This is a genomic window from Croceicoccus hydrothermalis, from assembly GCF_022378335.1.
GTDB classification, from domain to species: Bacteria; Pseudomonadota; Alphaproteobacteria; order Sphingomonadales; family Sphingomonadaceae; genus Croceicoccus; species Croceicoccus hydrothermalis.
Window position 1 is genome coordinate 162,006 of record NZ_JAIQCI010000004.1, and the last position, 17,986, is coordinate 179,991.

Here is a 17,986-nt window from a genome sequence, read left to right on the forward strand (position 1 = left end):
CAGTGAGGGTCAGATCGCAGGTGCCTTCGCGCTCAGGTGGCGCAGAACCCGCCGGCTGATCTGCCGCTGCTGCTCCGCCGTGAAATTCGCATCGTTTTCGGCGAACTTATCGTCCTTCCCATCCGCAAAGACATAGCGCGCGACGATTTCGCGTTCCTTGCACAGAACGCCTTTCATTTCGTCGATGGCGGCACGGCCCGGTCCCGGCCTCGCTCCGCCCGGCCTATCCGCCGAGGCAAGATCCTTGCACAGCCGGTCCATGATGCCGCGTTCGTATTCCGACAGAAGCCGGTCGAGCGCGGTGTGGGCCAGGCGGCGAGCGGCCCCCTGCTCCACCCGCGTCATCGCGGACACATCGACGAGTTCGATGAATTCGCCCTCGCCATGATCGAGCGGGACAACGCTGTATCGCATCGATGCCTTGGTTTCGCGCAACTCCGGTCGCACGCGATTGCGCAATGCCTTCAATTCGCCCCTCAGCGGCCAGGTGACGAAAGTCGTGAAGCGCGCGATGGACGGATCATATTCATCGATCGCCCGGTGCACCGCGATCGCACAGGCCTGTTCCGCGTCGTCGGCCCAGCCGTTAAGGCCATAAGCACGCGTCAGATGACGGATGCGCGGTCCGAGCAGCGCCATGATCCGGTCGAAATGCCGATTTTCCTGAGCCTTGCAACGCCGGTCCCGCGCCGCGCGATACCGGGCGCGAATGGCGCGGGCGCAGCCTACCTCATGCTCGAGCGCATCGGTGGTGGCGGACATGGCACTCTCCGTCTGCGGGCGGGTTGGTCGGATCGCCCAGCACGAAGAGTATCGATCATGCGCTAATATCGGGAAACGCGCACCTAGCAGTTTTTACCTAAGCCCGCGCCTAGGGCAGCCAGAGTTCTAACGTATGGATTGCCACCCCGACGAGCCCGCCGACCAGCGTGCCATTGATGCGGATGAATTGCAGGTCGCGCCCGACCGCCCGTTCGACGCGGTCGGTGATCGTGGCCGCGTCCCACCCTTTCACCGTTTCGGAGACAAGCCGCACCAGCTGATCGCCATACCGGCTCGTCACGCCCACCGCGCTGCGCCGGGCAAAGCGGTTGATCTGCAATTGCAGCCGCGCATCGGATTGCAGCGCCCGGCCAAGATCGGTGAGCGTCCCGCTCAGATAGCCCGACACCGGTTGCGGATCGCGGGCCAGTGCGATGAGCTTGTGCCGCATCCGTTCCCACACCCCCTGCCACCATGCGCCGACGGCCTGGTTGTTCAGCAATTCGGTCTTGAACCCTTCGACCCTGGCCCGCATGGCCGGATCGTGGACCAGATCGTGGGCGAGGCTGTCCAGACCTTCCTGCGCCTTCGCGCGAAGCGGATGGTCCGGATCGACCAGCATCTCGGCCAGCATCCGGTAAAGCCCGTCGAGCACCGAATTGGCAAGTTTCGCATCGAGCCCGGTCCAGCGCAGCAGCGAATTGGCCCGGTCGCTGATCATCTGCCGGACGAGCTCCTCGTTATCCTCGAGCGTGAGCCCCGCCCAGCGGATCACCCCGTCCATCAACGGGAGATGACGCCCATCCGCGATCGCCCCGGCCAGCATCTCACCCAGCACCGGCGCGATCTCGATCCCTTCGAGCTGCCGTTTCAACCCGTCCTTCACCTGTGCCCCGAGGCGATCGGGGTCGAGCGATTCCAGGATCTCGGCAAAGAGCGCCGCCGCACCCGCCCCGACATTCGATTGGGCCAGCCGCTCCGGATCGGCGAGGAAATCTCCCGCCGCCTGCGCGAGGTTCATGGGACGCATGCGCCGCGCCACGACTTGCGGAATAAGGAAATTGTGCCGCAGGAAACCCGCCATATTATCGGCGATACGGTTCTTGTTCGTGGGGATGATCGCCGTATGCGGTATTTTCAAACCAAGCGGATGGCGGAAAAGGGCGGTGACCGCGAACCAGTCGGCCAGCGCGCCGACCATCGCCGCCTCGCTGAACGCCGTGACGAAACCAATCGCGGGAATATCGTCGTACCGCCGCGAGACGAAGAACACGACCGCCATGAGCACGAGCAGCCCTGTCGCGAACATGCGCATGGTCCGCCCCCGGTCCTGCACATCGTCCGCAGGCATGGTCGAATTAAGCCGGGATGCGGTCAAGACAAACCGTTATGGCGCAGCTTGGGCGGCGGGCCCGGTATCGGCGCGCGGGGTTTCGGCAGGCGCAGGCTCCCCCTCCCCCGGACGATAGGTGAGCAGCCATTGGCGCAGGCGCGGGCCGACGCGCTTTTCGAAGCCGTCGGCGAGGCTGAAACCCGCCGGCACGATGACGAGCGTCAGAAGCGTGGACATGATCAGCCCGCCGATCACCACGATCCCCATCGGTTGCCGCCACGCGCCATCGCCCGAAAGCGAGATTGCCGTCGGCACCATGCCCGCCGCCATGGCCACGGTAGTCATGACGATCGGCTGCGCACGCTTGTGTCCCGCATCGATGATCGCCGCCCGCTTGGGGACACCGGCCTCCATCTCCTCCAGCGCGAAATCGATCAGCAGGATCGAATTCTTCGCCACGATGCCGAGCAACATCAACAAGCCGATATACACCGGCAGCGAGATCGGCATCGCCACACCGGTCACCGCCGACACCAGAAGCAGCGCCAACAGACCACCCAGCGGCGCGAGGAGGAGCGAGGTCATGTTCACCAAAGGCGACACCACGCGTTTGTAAAGCAGGACCAGCACCGCAAAGACCAGCAGGATGCCCGTGATGACCGCAGTGATCATGTTCTGGTTCAATTCCTCCTGCCATTCGGCGTCGCCGACGGGGCGGTTGGAAATGCCGGTGGGCAGGTTCTGCATGATCGGGAGCTGATCGATCTTCTCGCGCACGGGTCCGGATACCGCGCCGGCGGCAAGATCGGCCCCGATAAGCACGCGGCGCGCCTGATTGAAACGCTGTATCTGCGTCGGGCCGGCGCCGAAGCTGATCTCTGCCACGCGGTTGAGCGGGACGGAGCCACCTGTCGCGGTGGGCACGGGCAGGTTGGCGATGGTGTCGATGTCCCGTCGTTCCGAACGGTCGAGGATCACGCGGATCGGCACCTGCCGGTCGGATAGCGAGAATTTCGCCGCGTTCTGATCGATCTCGCCCAGCGTGGCGATACGGATCGCCTGGCTCAATGAGGAGGTCGTCACGCCAAGCTGCGCGGCAAGGTCGAGCCGCGGCGTGATGATGAGTTCGGGACGTTGCAGGTCCGCCTCAATCCGCGGGGCGACGACCTCGGGTATGGTCCGCATCTGCTCGATCAGCGTCTGCGCCGTTTCGTCGAGCTGCTCCGGGTCGGACCCGGTCAGCATGATCGAGAGTGCCCGACCCGAAAACCCACCGCCCTGCGAGGCGAAGCTGACGCGGGCATCGGACACTTCCTGAAGCGCGGGGGTGAGCGCGCGTTCCAGTTCGAAGCTTTTCGACGTGCGCTCCTCTGCGGGAACGAGGGTGATGAAAAGCCTTGCGGACCCTTCGTTCACCCGCTCCATCACGCGTTCGACCTCGGGCTGCTTCGTCATGAAGGCGGCGACCCGGTCGGCGACGACCTCGGTCTGTTCGATGGTGGTGCCCGGCGGCATCGAAATGTCGATCCGGCTGTCGTCGGAATCGGTTTGCGGCTCGAACTGCTGCGGCATGTTCATGAACAAGGCGACCGTCGCCACGAGCGCGAACAGGCCGATGTAAAACGCCCAGAGCCGATGGTCGCGCGCGCGCGCCTGCGCCCGGTGGCCAAAGCTGCGCGCGCGGCCCATCATGGTGCCCGATCCGAACATCGCACCGATAAGCGAAACGAGAAGAATGATGGCCAGCATCGCGCCAGATGCGATGCCGCCGACAATGGCGGATTGGAGCAGCGATCCGAGAAACTCGGCAAACCCGCCCGATGCGAGCATCAGCACGAGCGTGATTGCGAACACCGTGATCCCGAACATGAACGCGGGCACGAGAAAGGCGATCGGCGAGGGATGGCGCTGCTTGAAAGCCTCGGCCTTGTCCGAATTCATCATGAAGCGCAGCACGCTCATGTAGATATCCATGCCGCGGCCCTCGCCGTGTTCGGCATGGCCGTGCGCCTTCAGGAAATAGGCCGCCGCCATTGGCGTGATCATGCGCGCGACGGCAAGGCTCATGAGAACGGCGGCAACCACCGTCCCCCCGAAATTCTTGAAAAACTGTCCCGTGATCCCCGGCATCAACGCCACGGGCAGGAACACCGCGACGATACACATCGTGGTCGCCACCACGGCGAGCCCGATTTCGTCGGCGGCGTCGATCGAGGCCTGGAACGCGCTTTTGCCCATGCGCATGTGGCGCACGATATTCTCGATCTCGACGATGGCGTCATCGACCAGCACGCCCGCCACCAGGCTCAACGCCAGGAGGGACAGCGTATTGAGCGTGAAGCCCATCATGTCCATGAACCAGAACGTCGGGATCGCCGACAACGGAATGGCGACCGCACTGATCAGCGTGGCGCGCCAGTCGCGCAGGAAGAAGAACACGACGACAACGGCGAGGATCGCCCCCTCGACCAGCGCCTCCATCGAGCTGTCATATTGCGATTTCGTGTATTCGACGCTCGTGAACAGCTGCGTGAAGTGAATGCCGGGATTTTCCCGTTCGATCGCGTCGAGCTCCTCGAGCGCGGCGTCGTAGACGCTCACGTCCGAGGCGCCCTTGGCGCGCTCCATACCGAAAGTCACGACCTGCCGGCCGTTGATCTTGGCGATAGAGGATTGTTCGGAATATCCGTCGTAGACATCGGCAATGTCGCGCAGGCGGATGGCGCGGCCCCCGGCGAGGTTGATCCGCGTGTCGCGCAGGTTGTACGCGCTGTCCGCATTGCCGAGCACGCGAACCGATTGCCGTGAACCGGCGATTTCGGCCTGCCCGCCGCCCGCATCGGTATTGATCTGACGCAATGCGGCATTCACCTGCGCCGCGGTCACGCCATAGGCCTGCATCCGCGACGGGTCGACGACCACGCGGATTTCGCGGTCCACGCCGCCCGCGCGGCTGACCGCGGCCATGCCCTCGATCGACAGAAGGCGGCGCGAAATCGTGTCGTCGATGAACCAGCTGAGCTGTTCCATCGTCATGTCGTCGGCGCTGACCGCGTAATAGGCGATCGGCCCGTTGCCGCCGGCATTGACCTTGCTGACCCGCGGTTCCAGAATGCCGTCGGGCAGGTCGCCCCGCACCTGGTCGATGGCGTTGGACACCTCGTTCACCGCATCGTTGGGATCGATGCCGATCTCGAACTGTACGAAGGTCGTACTGCTGCCTTCGCTCGCGGTGGATTGAATCTGGTCGACGCCGTTGATCGAACGGACGGCGGCCTCGACGATCTGCGTGATCTGTGTGGTGATTTCGGTGGGGGCGGCGCCCGGTTGCACGACCGTGACGGTTACGCCCGGAAAATCGATGTCCGGATTGTTGTTCACGTCCATCCGGTTGAACGCCAGGATGCCGGCGAACAACAATGCCGCGAACACGACGATCGGCACGATGGGATTGCGGATCGACCATTCGGAAATGCGGTTGACGTTCATGCCGCGTATCCCGTCATCGTGCGCTCTCGCGCTTGACAAGGCGGGGTTCGATTTCATCCCCGTCGTTGAGGAAACCGCCCGCGCGCAGGACGACGCGTTCGTTGCCCGTAAGCCCCTCGGTCACCGCGATCCCGCGCGGCGTGACCAGCCCGGTGCGAACGGCCCTGCGCCGGACGCGGTTGTTCTCGCCCAGAACGAAGACATAGCTGCCGTCATCATCGGAAAGAAGCGCCGATTCAGGAAGCACCGGCGCGCTGGACGTGCCGGCCTGAATGACCGCGCTGGCAAAACCGCCCGGCCGCAGGGCGCGATCATAGGGGAGCGCGATGCGCGCCGTGCCCTGCCGCGTGGTCTCGTCAATGGTCGGGGCGAGTTGCCAGACCTGTCCGGCAAACGTCTGCTCGGTCCCGACAGGGGTGACCCGTGCCGGAACGCCCACCGAAAGCCGCGCCAGATCGCTTTCGCTGATCTGTGCGGCCATTTCCATTTCGCCGCCGCTGGCGATGGTGAACAATTGCGTGCCACCGCCCACGACCTGCCCTGGCTCCACACTGCGCGTGAGGATGAGACCGGCGGCGGGGGCCACGATATTGAGCCGCGCATTGCGGGCGTTGAGTTCGCCAAGCTGCGCCTCCGCCACGCGGACGCGGGCCGCGGCGGCGTCGCGCGTCGCGGTAAGCTGGTCGATGTCGGCCGTGCTGATGAAGCCGCGCTCGACAAGCTGCGAGGCGCGATCCAGATTCGCCTGCGCGAGCCGGGCATCGGAACGAGCCACCTCCACCTGCGCGCGCTGTGCATCGACCTGGCGGCTTTGCACCGAACGGTCGATCACGGCCAGGATCTGCCCCTGCCGGACCCAGTCCCCCTGATCGACGCGCACGCTGCGCACCTCGCCGCCTTCGCCGACGGAGCCGACAGGAACCGGCCGGCGGGCGGATAGCGTGCCGCTCGTGGTGATCGCGCCTTCGATGTTGCTTTGCCCCGGCATCAGCACCGATACGGCGGGCACCTCCGCCCCTGCGGCGATCTCTTCGTCGCCGACCGCCGGCGCGTCATCCCCCGCCAGGAAAAAGGCAAGAGCGACAAGCGCCAGCACCACCGCCGCGGCGGTGATGAGGATCCGGCGCCGCCGGGTCGAATGAACGCGTTCGTCCTCTTGGTACTCCGTCACGACGGAGCGATCCGCATCGACGGATTGCGTGCCGGTTTCGCGCGCGAGCTCCCCCCCTGGCGCGGAACCGATCGAATGTTCGTATTGCATATGGCTCACTGCCCGAATCCGCCCCAGCCCCGGACGGGATTTGAAGAATAAGCTGTGTTACACAACTATATCACCCGAAACAAGCCGCACATGCGAAATCCCCGTGCAGCCGTTTTTGGGGCTGGAAATGACGCCGGGCGGCGGCCCATACACGCAAATGGGCCCGCCGTATGGCGAGCCCATTGCAGGCAGGGACCGGGACAGGCGTACCGGGGGGGGGCGTCCTATCGGATCCGGTACCGGACTTTTCGTTACGGTCTTAGCGAACGCGTCCGCGCTGCACCATGTTCACGATGGCGAGCAGAACGACCGCACCGATGAACGAGAACAGCAGACCGACGAGATCGAAGCTGGTCAGCGTCGAACCGGCGCCGAACAGGCCGCCGATGAGCCGGCCCAGAAACGAACCGACGATACCCACCACGATATTCCAGAAAATGCCCATCGAGGCATCCCGGCGCATCACGATGCTGGCGAGCCATCCGATGATACCACCGACGATCAGTGCAATAATAAAACCCATGTTATGCCTCCTTCAAGATTGGGAGGGAAACGTGAGTGCTTGCAATATGTTCCTCTTGGCGGTCAGTAATTCATCTGCCGCTTGTACTTATCGCGATATTTCTGGATGCGCGTGACGCGAAGCCCCTTCATGCCCGATCGTTCGATCGCCCTTTGCCAGGATGCAATTTCCTCGAGGCTGAGCGCGTAACGTTCGCATGCCTCGTCAATGGTGAGCAGACCGCCGCTTACCGCGGCGACGACCTCGGCCTTGCGGCGTATGACCCAGCGGCGCGTCGTGGGCGGCGGCAGATCGTCCAGCGTCATCGGTTCGCCTTGCGGCCCGATCACCATGGCCGGGGTGATTTTTTGATTCTCGATCATCGGTTCCTCGTTACGCCTGCGGGTTCTGCCATCCCGCACGGAAGCTTTTGGGGGTGCGCACCATCGCTGCGTCAACGACGGCCCGGCCCCGCCTTCCTTTATGATGCGAAGCCTTATCATCGGGTAAACGCGCCGCCCTGTGCGGGGCGGTAGGGCGCCTTTTGCACACATCTTTCGCGGCGGCGGGGAAACGTGTATCGCGGGCCTCATGCCCCATCCCGTTTCCGCCCCCACGCATGCCGCTCCCGCACTTCCCCCAGGTCTCGACGCCGGCGCGCTCTTTCAGCTCGATGGCTCGCCCGCCGACAAGCGTATCGTCGTCGCCATGTCGGGCGGGGTCGACAGCTCGGTCGTGGCCGCGCTCGCCGCCGCGAGCGGGGCCGAGGTCATCGGCGTGACGCTGCAACTTTACGACCATGGCGAGGCGGTGAAGCGCAAGGGCGCATGCTGTGCCGGGGACGACATTCGCGACGCGCGCGCGGTGGCCGACCGGCTCGGCATCGCGCATTACGTGTTCGATCATGAAAGCGCCTTTCGCGAAGAGGTCGTCGACCGGTTCGCCGACGAATATCTGGCCGGGCGCACCCCTGTTCCCTGCATCCGTTGCAATATCGGGCCGAAATTCACCGATCTGTTCGCGATGGCCCGCGATCTTGGCGCCGACTGTCTTGCGACGGGTCATTACGTCCAGCGGGCGATGGGCGCGCATGGCCCGGAACTCCACCGCGCCGCCGACCCGGCCCGGGATCAGAGCTATTTCCTCTACGCCACCACAGAGGCGCAACTCGACTTCATCCGTTTCCCCTTGGGCGGATTACCCAAGTCGCAGGTGCGCGACATTGCCACCGCGCTCGGCCTCGGCGTCGCGGGCAAGCCCGACAGCCAGGATATCTGTTTCGTGCCCGATGGAGATTACGCCGCGCTCGTCCGCAAATTGCGACCGGAGGCCGAGGACAAGGGCGATATCGTCCACGCACTGAGCGGCGAGGTGCTGGGCCGGCACAAGGGGATCATCCACTATACGGTGGGTCAGCGGCGCGGCCTCGAAATCGGGGGGCAGGACGAGCCGCTCTATGTCGTGCGGATCGACGCGGATGCGGGGCGCGTGCTGGTCGGGCCGAAACGATTGCTCGCGGTCGATAGCGCGGTGATCGGCGAAACAAACCGGATTGGCCCCGTGCCCGACGCCCCTATCACCGCGAAGGTTCGCTCGCTCGCAAAGCCGGTGCCGGTCACGCTCGACGGGCCGCTTGGCGACGGGGCGCGCACGCGCATCCTGTTTGACACGCCGGAATATGGCGTCGCGCCGGGACAGGCGGCCGTGCTCTATTGCGGGGACCGGGTCTTAGGCGGCGGCTGGATCGAGGATACGGGGGCCAGCGAGACCCTGCCCGGATGACACGCGCGGGCGTGCTGGTCGCGGCATGGACCGCGCTGGCGCTCGCGGCGCTTATCGATGTGTTTACCGGCGATGAGCCGGAACATGTCGGCCCGCCCTTTGGGCTGCACGTGGCGGAATTGCCGCCTGCCGTCGCCGCGCCTCCACCTGTTGGCGTGACCATGGGTGATCCGCCGTTTGGCGCGGGCACCTTGCTGTCCGCGCCGCAGGCGGACCAGGTGCGGATATTTGCGCCTGTGCGTCTGTCGCCGGTGCCGGGGGACCTGTTCGCTCTCGTCAAGCTGTGGATCGTGAATACGCCGCCGCGTCACGTGGTCGTCGTCGACATGGACACCGATGAGAGTTTCGTGGGCCGTTATGGCCGCCACCGCATCGTGCTCGCCCATGGATGCTTCCGGCTCGATGACGCGGACGGGCCGCTGCTCGCATTCTCGCGACAGGCGGGCCTGTTGCGCGACGAAGCCAACCGGCTCGCGATCGGGGCGGGGCCGGGCCCTCAGAACATCCTGCGCGTCGGGGCGGAGGGGCTCGTCTATTTCGAGAGCATCGTCCGCGATGCGGCGGTCGAACGGCGCTGGCATGCGGTGTGCGGCGCGGGTGCGGTTGCGGCGGTGGCGGAGGTTCGCAACATTCCCATCTGTCAAAATTCGCGCGAAGAGGATGCCCGGTTGCAGGCCGCCTATGACGCCGCACTCACCGCCGAACAGAGGCGGGTCCGCACCATGCGGGACGAGGCTATGGCCCGCTGCATGGCGCGGGGCCGGTCGGAGAATCAATGCCGCGTCACGGTCCCCCCGCCGCCGCCCATTCCATCGCCCCCGCCGCCGCAGCTTGCCAAAGACGCAGCCTGGCCCGAACTGCCCTCGAACCGGCAGGAAGAATGCCGCTACCCCTCGTAAGGGTCGAGCACGCAGCCATATCCCTCGCGCCATGTCGCCGTGCTCGATGCGAGCAGGGGCACGCGCGCGGTGACGCTGCGTTCGTCGGTGTCTTCGCTCAACATCACGAACTCCATGCCCGGTTCGAAATCCTTCCTGCAATCGGACAGGTCGCGCCCGCCGATGTGGCGGCATGAGCAGGCCGTGCGCGCACCGAAAGCCGTCCCCGCCCCCGCCTGCGCCGCAAGGCCGGGTTGGTAGCGATACCACGCGACCCCCGCGGCAATCACGATGGCGAGGACGATCATCGCCACCGTGCGCGGCGGTTGCCGGATGGGATGGCGAGCCGCGGAATGCGGCGCGTCCTTGCGTTTCGGCGTGTTACTGGTGGGCATATCGGTGTCGGCCATTGCCTTTGTCTGCGCTTCGCGGTTGAACGGGCGGCACGATGATGCGCCGCCTTCCTTCTATGCTCGCCCTGCTCTGCGTGCCAGCGCTCGCCGCCTGTTCGCCACAGGAAACAGGCCCGCAGCCGCCGAGCACCGAATCGCGCGCCGCAATTGCGCCCGGTGCCGCCGTGCCGCGCGAAAAGCTCGCCTATGCCATCGACGATGTCTTTGCCGAGCGTGCGGGCGAAACGCGCGCGCTGCTGATCCTTCACGACGGGAAGGTCGTCGCGGAACGCTATGCGGACGGGTATGATGCGGACACGGCCATGATCGGCTGGTCGATGAGCAAGACCGTGACGGGCGTGCTCATCGGCATGTTGATCGCGGACGGGGCGCTTTCGCTCGATCAGCCGGCGCCGATCCCTGCGTGGCAGCGGCCCGGCGATCCGCGCGGCGACATCACGATCCGCCATTTGCTGCAGATGCGATCGGGCCTGCGCCATGCCGAAACCGCGAGCCCGGCACAGGATGCCGACACGGTCCGCATGCTCGCGGTGGACGGGCGCGACGACATGGCCGCCTATGCCGAGACGCAGCCGCTCGACCATACCCCGGGCGCGCAATTCAACTATGCCACGCCGACGAGCGTCATCCTTGCCGATATCGCGGCGCGGGCGCTGACCCGTTCACCCGATCCCGACCGGCGCCGCGATGCGATGCACCGCTATCTTCAGATGCGGTTGTTCGATCCCGTCGGCATGGATGCGACGATCGCGGAATATGACCGCGCGGGCACGATGATCGGCGGAAGCATGATCCACGCCCCGGCGCGCGACTGGGCGAAATTCGGGGAGATGCTGCGCCTTGGCGGCATGGCGAACGGGGCGCAGATCGTGCCGCGCGGCTGGGTGCGGTTCATGACGACGTCATCGCCCGGCGATCCGGCCTATGGCGGGCATGTCTGGCTCAACCACCCGCGGCCGGAGGGGCGCAATGCGGTGCTGTTTCCCGCCGATGCGCCGGACACGCTGTTTGCCGCACTCGGCCATAGGGGACAGTTCACGATCGTTTCGCCCGAACAGAAGCTGACCATCGTGCGGCTCGGCAATTCGGACCGGGCGCAGATGGACGCGCTCAATACCGCATTGCGCGAAATCGTGACGCTGTTCCCGATTCAATAGGCGAATTCGCCCGTCACCACCGTCACGCACGGCCCGCCCAGCCACGCCGTGTCGCCATCGAGCCGGCAGATCAGCCGCCCGCCCCTGCGCGAGGCCTGAAACGCGGTGAATTCCGCCCGGCCCAGCCGCCCGGCCCAGAACGGGGTGAGCGCGGCATGCGCGCTTCCGGTGACGCTGTCCTCCGCGACGCCGGCGCCGGGAACGAAAACGCGGCTGACCACGTCGGTTGCGGAACCGGGCGCGGTGCAGATGAACTGCGCATCGCCCAGCGCGGCGAGCGCGGCCATGTCGGGACGCAAGGCGCGCACGGCCTCCTCGCTGTCATAGAGGAATATGTCGTAGCCATCGGGGTGGCGCTGAATCGCCTGCGGCATCGCGCCGAGCCCGGCAACGGCGGCGGGCCATTCGCCAGGCTGCGTCGGAATGGCGGGAAGCGCGAGCTCGTAACCCTCACCACCCTCGCCTTGTCGCCGCACGCGCAGCACGCCGGCCCGCCGCGTGGCAAAGCGCAGTTCCGCGCCGCCGTCACAGGTGAGCAGCGCATGCCCCGCCGCCAGCGTCGCATGACCACACAGTCGGATCTCCGTCTCCGGCGTGAACCAGCGCAGATGATAATCGGCCTCCTCCCCCTCATACGGCACGACGAAGGCGGTTTCGGCAAAATTGTTCTCCTCGCCGATGCGCTGCATCGTGGCATCGTCGGGGAAGGCATCGAACAGCATGACGGCGGCCTGGTTGCCTTCGAACGCGCGGGCGGCGAAGGCATCGACGTGCCAGTATGGTATGCGGGGCATGGCGGGTTATCCCTGTGCCTGGGTTTCGGGGAAATCGGCATCGACTCCTGCGGTGAGGAGATCCACCGGGCGCTCCACACCGGTTTCGACATGGCCGTCGGGGTCGGGATGGATGAGAAATTCCGTCCCCGGAAATTCGAGCGCCAGCGCGGCCTCGATCTCGTCCATCACCTGATGCGCGGCGGCGACGGTCATCTGCCCGTCGACATTCACATGGAATTGCGCGAAATCATGGGTGCCGCTCGTCCGCGTGCGCAGATCGTGCACGCCGCGCAGCGCCGGATGATCCCTCATAAGGTCGAGCAGCCTTTCGCGGCGTTCGACCGGCCATTCCCGATCCATCAGATTATCGACCGCGTCCCGGATTGCCCCCCATGCATTCCACGCCAGCCAGACCGCAATGCCCAGCGCGAAGACCGGGTCCGCCCCGGTAATGCCGACATATTGGTCGAGCATCAGCGCAGCGATCACCGCGAAATTGAGCAACAGGTCGGAACGGTAATGCACATGGTCGGTCTGTATCGCGAGGCTTCCCGTGCGGCGGATGACATGGCGTTGCCACAACAGCAGGCCCAGCGTCGCGACCATGGCGATCGCCGATACGGCAATGCCGCTTTCCGCGGCCTGTGCCCGTGCGCCGCCCAGCCATTGTTCCATCGCGCGGGCGGCGATGCCGACGGAGGAAATGGAGATCAGCACCACCTGCACCAGCGCGGCGAGCGCCTCCGCCTTGCCATGGCCGAAGCGGTGATCGTGATCGGCAGGCTGCGCCGCGACCCACACGCCGACCAGGGTCGCAAGGCTCGCCACGAGGTCGAGCGCGGTATCGGCAAGGCTGCCCAGCATCGCGGCCGACCCGGTCTGCCACACCGCCCATAGCTTGAGCACGAGCAACAGCCCGGCCACCGCCATGCTGCCGACGGCCGCGCTCCGGGTGAGCGAGGCGCGCGCCGCCGCGTCGGTCGCGGCGGGGACAGCTGCGGCAGGGGCAGGTGCGGCAGGGGCAGGTGCGGCAGGGGGCGCGGTGTCCATGAAACGCCGTTTACGGGTAGAGCATCGCGCTCGTCCAGCCGCCATCGGCGGGGCGAAACACGCGGCGTTCGTGCAGGCGGTGGGGCCGGTCGCTCCAGAATTCGATGGCATCCGGGGTGAGCCGGAACCCGGACCAGTGTCCGGGACGCGGCACGTCCTGGCCTTCGTAACGTTCGCGCGCCTGTTCGAAACGGTCGACGAAATCCTGCCGGTCCGGCAATGGCGAAGACTGGTCTGAGGCATGGGCACCCAATTGCGAATCGCGCGAACGGCTCGCGAAATAGGCATCGGCTTCCTCGTCCGATACCTGCGCGACGCGGCCGGTGATGCGGATCTGCCGGCGCAGGCTTTTCCAGTGAAACAGCAGCGCGGCTTGCGGATTGGCGAGCAATTCGCCGGCCTTGCGGCTGGTCAGGTTGGTGTAGAACACGAAACCGCCCGGCCCGCCATTTGCCGTCCCGTCCTCATGCCCCTTGAGCAGGACCATGCGCACCGACGGCGCGCCATCGGGCGTGGCCGTGGCCAAAGCCACCGCATTGCCGTCATTGGGTTCGGATGCGCGCGCCTCTGCCATCCATTGCGCGAACAACCCGTGCGGGTCATGCGCGGGGATGGTGGTCTCGTTCGAAATTTCGGTCATTGGCATGTCCTTTGCCGCGATGCGTGGCGTCTCGTAAATGAAGCGCGCCGGATGCGCAAAGCGTTCCCTTGCTCCCATCGAGCTTGCCGGGGACGCCGGGCGCATTGGGTATTGCCGCGTATCGCGCATTGAAACATTGCCTATCGCCCGCGCGCACCCTAGCTATCGGGCATGGCTGATCCCTATTCCACCCTCGGCGTTGCGCGCGGCGCCACCGAAAAAGATATCAAGTCCGCCTATCGCAAGCTGGCCAAGGAGTTGCACCCCGATCGCAACGCCGACAACCCGAAGGCGGCGGAACGGTTTTCGGACGTGACGAAGGCGTATGACCTCCTGTCCGACAAGGACAAGCGCGCCCGGTTCGACCGCGGGGAAATCGACATGAACGGCGATCCGACATCGCCCTTCGGCTATGGCCGGGGCGGAGCGGGCGGCGGCGGCGGTTTTCGCGGCGGCGATCCGCGCGCGGGCATGGGCGGAATGGGCGGCGGGATGCACGCCGAAGAGGTCGACCTGTCCGATTTGTTCGAAGGGATCTTCGGCGGCGGTCGCTCGTCCGGAATGGGTGGGGCCGGAATGGGCGGAGGACGCCGACGCGGCCCCGCGGCCAAGGGGGCGAACGTGCAATATCGCCTCGCCGTGACGCTTCCCGATCTCGCCAATCTCGAAACGCAGCGGATCACGCTCGCCGATGGGAAGACCATCGATTTGAAACTGCCGCCAGGGGCCGAAGATGGCACGCAGATGCGCCTTTCCGGCAAGGGCGAGGCAGGGCCGGGCGGCCATGGCGATGCGATCGTCACCATCGTGGAAAAGCCGCATCCCATTTTCCGCCGCGACGATGATGCGGTGCGGATCGACCTTCCCATCACGCTGGACGAGGCGGTGAACGGCGCCAAGGTCAAGGTTCCCACGGTCGAGGGGCCGGTGATGTTGACCATCGCACCGGGGAGTTCGTCGGGCCGGGTGCTGCGCCTCAAGGGGCGGGGCTTTACCCGCAAGGCCGGGGGGCGGGGCGATCAGCTGGTGACGCTGGTCATCGACTTGCCTGAAAACGATTCCGATCTGAAAGCCCGCCTCGACGGGTGGCAGGATACCCGTTCGGTCAGGGCAAAGCTGGGCGTGTGAGGCCGCCCCCGCCCCGCGAAGAGGGCGATTCCGCCTCCGCCCACCCGGCCGAGTTCACGCCAGAGGGGCGCCGCCGCCATGCCGCCCATCTGCGCGCCGAATTGCGCAAGGGCATCCGTCTTGCAAAACAGGAAGTCGGGCCGGGTTCGCGCTTTTTCGCCATTGCGAAACGCGTGTGGACCGGCGCCTATAACGACGGGTTCATCCATGCGGGCAATCTCGCCTATATGGCGATCCTGTCGCTGTTTCCGTTTTTCATAACCGGGGCGGCGATCTTCTCGCTGTTCGGCGATGCCAGCGACCGGACCGCGGCGATCAATGCCTTTCTCCTCGCCGTGCCGGGCGTGGTCGCCGACGTGATCGAACCCGTCGCCCGCGACGTCGTCGGCGCGCGCAATGGCTGGCTGTTATGGGCAGGCGCCCTGTTCGGCTTCTGGACCGTGGGCAGCCTGATCGGGACCATTCGCGATATTCTTCACCGCGCCTATGGCACGCAGCCGACGATCGGTTTCCTGCGTCAGCGGCTCTTTTTCGCAGGGGTCGTGGTCGGCGCGGTCATGCTGTTGATGATGAGCCTTGCCGCGCAATTCTTCATTTCCGCCGCGCAGGAGGTGATCGGCGCCTGGTTTCCGGAGGCGAGCGGTCTGATCGGCACGCTGGCGCTGTCGCGCTTCATTCCCGGTTTCGGGCTGTTGCTGTCGCTATGGTTGTTGTTCCTGTCACTCACGCCGAAGAGATATCGGGGGCGCGACTATCCCAAATGGCCGGGCGCGGTGCTGGTGACCGCATGGTGGATCACGGTCAGCACCACCCTGCCCCCGGCGCTGCGGCTGATGTTTGCGTATAATCTTACCTATGGCAGCCTTGCCGGGGTGATGATCGCCCTTTTCTTTTTCTGGCTGGTGGGTCTAGGGCTGGTGGTGGGTGCGGAATTGAATGCCGCGCTTGCCGAAACGCCCGAAGAGCGCGAGGTCAGGCGCGAAACCGAGATTCCGAAATCAAGAGCCAAGACAGATGCGGACACACATAAATGACAACTGAAACCGGACAGAATAACCCGGCAACCGGCAATCTGATGCAGGGAAAGCGTGGTCTCATCATGGGGCTGGCGAACGATAAGTCGCTGGCGTGGGGCATCGCCCGCGCCCTGCGTGCGCAGGGGGCCGAGCTCGCCTTTTCGTATCAGGGCGAGGCGCTGGCCAAGCGGGTGAAACCCCTCGCCGAAAGCCTGGGCAGCGATTTCCTCATCGAATGCGACGTGTCCGACATGGATCAGCTCGACACGGCCTTCACCACGCTGCAGCAACGGTGGGACAGCCTCGATTTCATCGTCCATGCCATCGGTTTTTCGGACAAGACCGAATTGCGCGGGCAATATGTCGATACCAGCCTCGACAATTTCCTGAAAACGATGAACATTTCCGCCTACAGCCTCGTCGCCGTGACGAAGCGGGCGATGCCGCTCATGCGCGATGGCGGTTCGATCGTCACGCTCACTTACTACGGCGCGGAAAAGGTCATCCCGCATTATAACGTCATGGGCGTGGCGAAGGCCGCGTTGGAGACGAGCGTGCAATATCTCGCCAACGATCTGGGTCCGAAGAACATTCGCGTAAACGCGATCTCCGCCGGTCCGATCAAGACCCTGGCGGCGAGCGGGATCGGCGATTTCCGCTACATCCTGAAATGGAACGAGCTCAATTCGCCGATGCGCCGCAATGTCACGATCGAGGATGTCGGCGGCGCGGGGCTCTACCTGCTATCCGATCTGTCGAGCGGGGTCACGGGCGAGGTGCATCATGTCGATGCCGGCTATCACCTCATCGGCATGAAGCAGGAAGATGCGCCCGATATCGCGCTGAGTTGATGGCGGCGGGCGCCCTGCCCTTCCCCCGCGCGATGCGCCGGGGCGCGGCGGTCCTCGCGGCGCTGGGGCTGCTCTGCGGGGCGCAGGCGCAGGCGAATGACAAGCAGGACGCGCTGCGGCAGATTGCGCGGCTCGACCGGACGATTGCCGCGATCGGGCACCGGCTCGCGCGTGCCAATGTCGCGCGTTGTGCCGACCGTGCCTTTCTTCCGGGCTTCAGCGTGCACGATCTGTCGCAATATTCGGCCTCGTTCCGTGATGCGGCGGTCGCGCAATTCGCGCTCGATGCGGGGCCGCGTATCCTCGCCGTGGTTCCGGGCGGCGCCGCGGACCGCGCGGGTCTGCGCGAAGGTGACGTGTTGCGCGCGCTGGACGGCGTTCGTGTGAACACATCGGCCGGCGATGATGAGGGGGCGAGCAAAGCCGGGATCGAGGCGATCGAAGAGGCCGTGATGGCCGCGTTCGCCGATGGCCGTGCTAAGCTCGACATCATGCGCAACGGTCATGTCATGACGGTCGACATTGTGGGAGAGCCCGGCTGCGCCACGCGCTTTCACCTCGAACCGTCGGCGACATTGAACGCGCGCGCGGACGGCACCTTTGTCGTCGTGACCACGGCAATCTCCGGCGTAGTGCGCAACGAAGACGAGCTCGCCGCCGTGCTGGCCCATGAGCTGGCGCATAATACGCTGCGCCACCGGGCCTATCTCGATCGGGTGGGGCGCCGATCTGCGAATGTCCGCGCGACCGAGATCGCCGCTGATCGCGAAAGTATCCACCTGCTCGACAATGCAGGCTACGATCCGGCGGGCGCGGTCCGGTTCTGGGAACATTTCGGACCACGCAGGCGCACGCTGTTTGCTGGCCGCGATCATCCCGGCTGGCGTACGCGCGTGCGGTTCATGCGCGACGAGATTGCGCGTTTACCCTCCGGCGGGTAGGCGCGGC

The 17,986-nt window shown here is 65.6% G+C and carries 17 protein-coding genes; 7 read left to right on the forward strand and 10 right to left on the reverse strand.

All coding sequences use genetic code 11. The features are described 5' to 3' along the window. Nucleotides 1-9: 9 nt before the first annotated feature. The 6 genes from K4G67_RS04875 to sciP all read right to left on the reverse strand — a co-directional run bounded on the left by K4G67_RS04875 (nucleotide 10) and on the right by sciP (nucleotide 7,730). Nucleotides 10-762 carry a sigma factor gene (locus K4G67_RS04875; RefSeq protein WP_239805256.1) on the reverse strand — a complete coding sequence of 251 codons (753 nt, stop codon included), beginning with the start codon at nucleotides 760-762 and terminating at the stop codon, nucleotides 10-12. A gap of 109 nt (nucleotides 763-871) precedes the next feature. Beyond that, nucleotides 872-2,113, reverse strand: a complete 1,242-nt coding sequence (locus K4G67_RS04880; protein WP_239805257.1) for a DUF445 domain-containing protein — start codon at nucleotides 2,111-2,113, stop codon at nucleotides 872-874. Nucleotides 2,114-2,149: 36 nt separating this feature from the next. Continuing rightward, a complete protein-coding gene (locus K4G67_RS04885; protein ID WP_239805258.1) occupies nucleotides 2,150-5,584 on the reverse strand; it encodes an efflux RND transporter permease subunit in 3,435 nt (1,144 codons plus the stop codon). 13 nt (nucleotides 5,585-5,597) lie between these two features. Next, nucleotides 5,598-6,845, reverse strand: coding sequence for an efflux RND transporter periplasmic adaptor subunit (locus K4G67_RS04890; protein WP_239805377.1), 1,248 nt, complete (start codon nucleotides 6,843-6,845; stop codon nucleotides 5,598-5,600). A gap of 259 nt (nucleotides 6,846-7,104) precedes the next feature. Beyond that, nucleotides 7,105-7,368, reverse strand: a complete 264-nt coding sequence (locus K4G67_RS04895) for a GlsB/YeaQ/YmgE family stress response membrane protein (protein ID WP_239805259.1) — start codon at nucleotides 7,366-7,368, stop codon at nucleotides 7,105-7,107. Nucleotides 7,369-7,430: 62 nt separating this feature from the next. Then, the gene (gene sciP / locus K4G67_RS04900; protein ID WP_239805260.1) at nucleotides 7,431-7,730 is read right to left on the reverse strand and encodes a CtrA inhibitor SciP; all 300 of its coding nucleotides are present in this window, start codon (nucleotides 7,728-7,730) and stop codon (nucleotides 7,431-7,433) included. A gap of 208 nt (nucleotides 7,731-7,938) precedes the next feature. Between sciP and mnmA the strand changes: the two genes are divergently transcribed. Continuing rightward, entirely contained in the window at nucleotides 7,939-9,129 is a 1,191-nt protein-coding gene (gene mnmA / locus K4G67_RS04905) for a tRNA 2-thiouridine(34) synthase MnmA (protein WP_239805261.1), read from the forward strand. Continuing rightward, complete coding sequence (locus tag K4G67_RS04910) at nucleotides 9,126-10,028, forward strand: hypothetical protein (RefSeq protein WP_239805262.1); 903 nt, start codon at nucleotides 9,126-9,128, stop codon at nucleotides 10,026-10,028. The genes mnmA and K4G67_RS04910 overlap by 4 nt, the downstream gene beginning before the upstream one ends. Here K4G67_RS04910 and K4G67_RS04915 read toward each other — a convergent pair. Next, nucleotides 10,016-10,417 (reverse strand): hypothetical protein, encoded by a 402-nt coding sequence (locus K4G67_RS04915; RefSeq protein ID WP_239805263.1) that lies wholly within the window; start codon nucleotides 10,415-10,417, stop codon nucleotides 10,016-10,018. The genes K4G67_RS04910 and K4G67_RS04915 overlap by 13 nt on opposite strands. 38 nt (nucleotides 10,418-10,455) lie before the next feature. Between K4G67_RS04915 and K4G67_RS04920 the strand changes: the two genes are divergently transcribed. Continuing rightward, nucleotides 10,456-11,577: a serine hydrolase domain-containing protein gene (locus K4G67_RS04920; RefSeq protein ID WP_239805264.1), complete on the forward strand. Its 1,122-nt coding sequence runs from the start codon at nucleotides 10,456-10,458 to the stop codon at nucleotides 11,575-11,577. Here K4G67_RS04920 and K4G67_RS04925 read toward each other — a convergent pair. Genes K4G67_RS04925 through pdxH form a run of 3 tightly spaced genes read right to left on the reverse strand, consistent with a single transcriptional unit; the run spans nucleotide 11,571 to nucleotide 14,043 of the window. Then, entirely contained in the window at nucleotides 11,571-12,371 is an 801-nt protein-coding gene (locus K4G67_RS04925) for a PhzF family phenazine biosynthesis protein (protein ID WP_239805265.1), read from the reverse strand. The genes K4G67_RS04920 and K4G67_RS04925 overlap by 7 nt on opposite strands. A 6-nt stretch (nucleotides 12,372-12,377) precedes the next feature. Beyond that, on the reverse strand, nucleotides 12,378-13,403 hold the full coding sequence (locus K4G67_RS04930; RefSeq protein WP_275588745.1) for a cation diffusion facilitator family transporter: 1,026 nt from the start codon (nucleotides 13,401-13,403) through the stop codon (nucleotides 12,378-12,380). A gap of 10 nt (nucleotides 13,404-13,413) precedes the next feature. Then, the gene (gene pdxH, locus K4G67_RS04935; protein ID WP_239805266.1) at nucleotides 13,414-14,043 is read right to left on the reverse strand and encodes a pyridoxamine 5'-phosphate oxidase; all 630 of its coding nucleotides are present in this window, start codon (nucleotides 14,041-14,043) and stop codon (nucleotides 13,414-13,416) included. Between the two features lie 171 nt (nucleotides 14,044-14,214). Between pdxH and K4G67_RS04940 the strand changes: the two genes are divergently transcribed. Genes K4G67_RS04940 through K4G67_RS04955 form a run of 4 tightly spaced genes read left to right on the forward strand, consistent with a single transcriptional unit; the run spans nucleotide 14,215 to nucleotide 17,979 of the window. Continuing rightward, complete coding sequence (locus tag K4G67_RS04940) at nucleotides 14,215-15,171, forward strand: DnaJ C-terminal domain-containing protein (RefSeq protein ID WP_239805267.1); 957 nt, start codon at nucleotides 14,215-14,217, stop codon at nucleotides 15,169-15,171. Then, entirely contained in the window at nucleotides 15,168-16,205 is a 1,038-nt protein-coding gene (locus K4G67_RS04945; RefSeq protein ID WP_239805268.1) for a YihY/virulence factor BrkB family protein, read from the forward strand. Before K4G67_RS04940 ends, K4G67_RS04945 begins: the two co-directional genes overlap by 4 nt. Beyond that, nucleotides 16,202-17,038, forward strand: a complete 837-nt coding sequence (gene fabI / locus K4G67_RS04950) for an enoyl-ACP reductase FabI (protein WP_239805269.1) — start codon at nucleotides 16,202-16,204, stop codon at nucleotides 17,036-17,038. Before K4G67_RS04945 ends, fabI begins: the two co-directional genes overlap by 4 nt. Further along, nucleotides 17,038-17,979 (forward strand): M48 family metallopeptidase, encoded by a 942-nt coding sequence (locus K4G67_RS04955; RefSeq protein ID WP_239805270.1) that lies wholly within the window; start codon nucleotides 17,038-17,040, stop codon nucleotides 17,977-17,979. The genes fabI and K4G67_RS04955 overlap by 1 nt, the downstream gene beginning before the upstream one ends. Nucleotides 17,980-17,986: the final 7 nt, after the last annotated feature.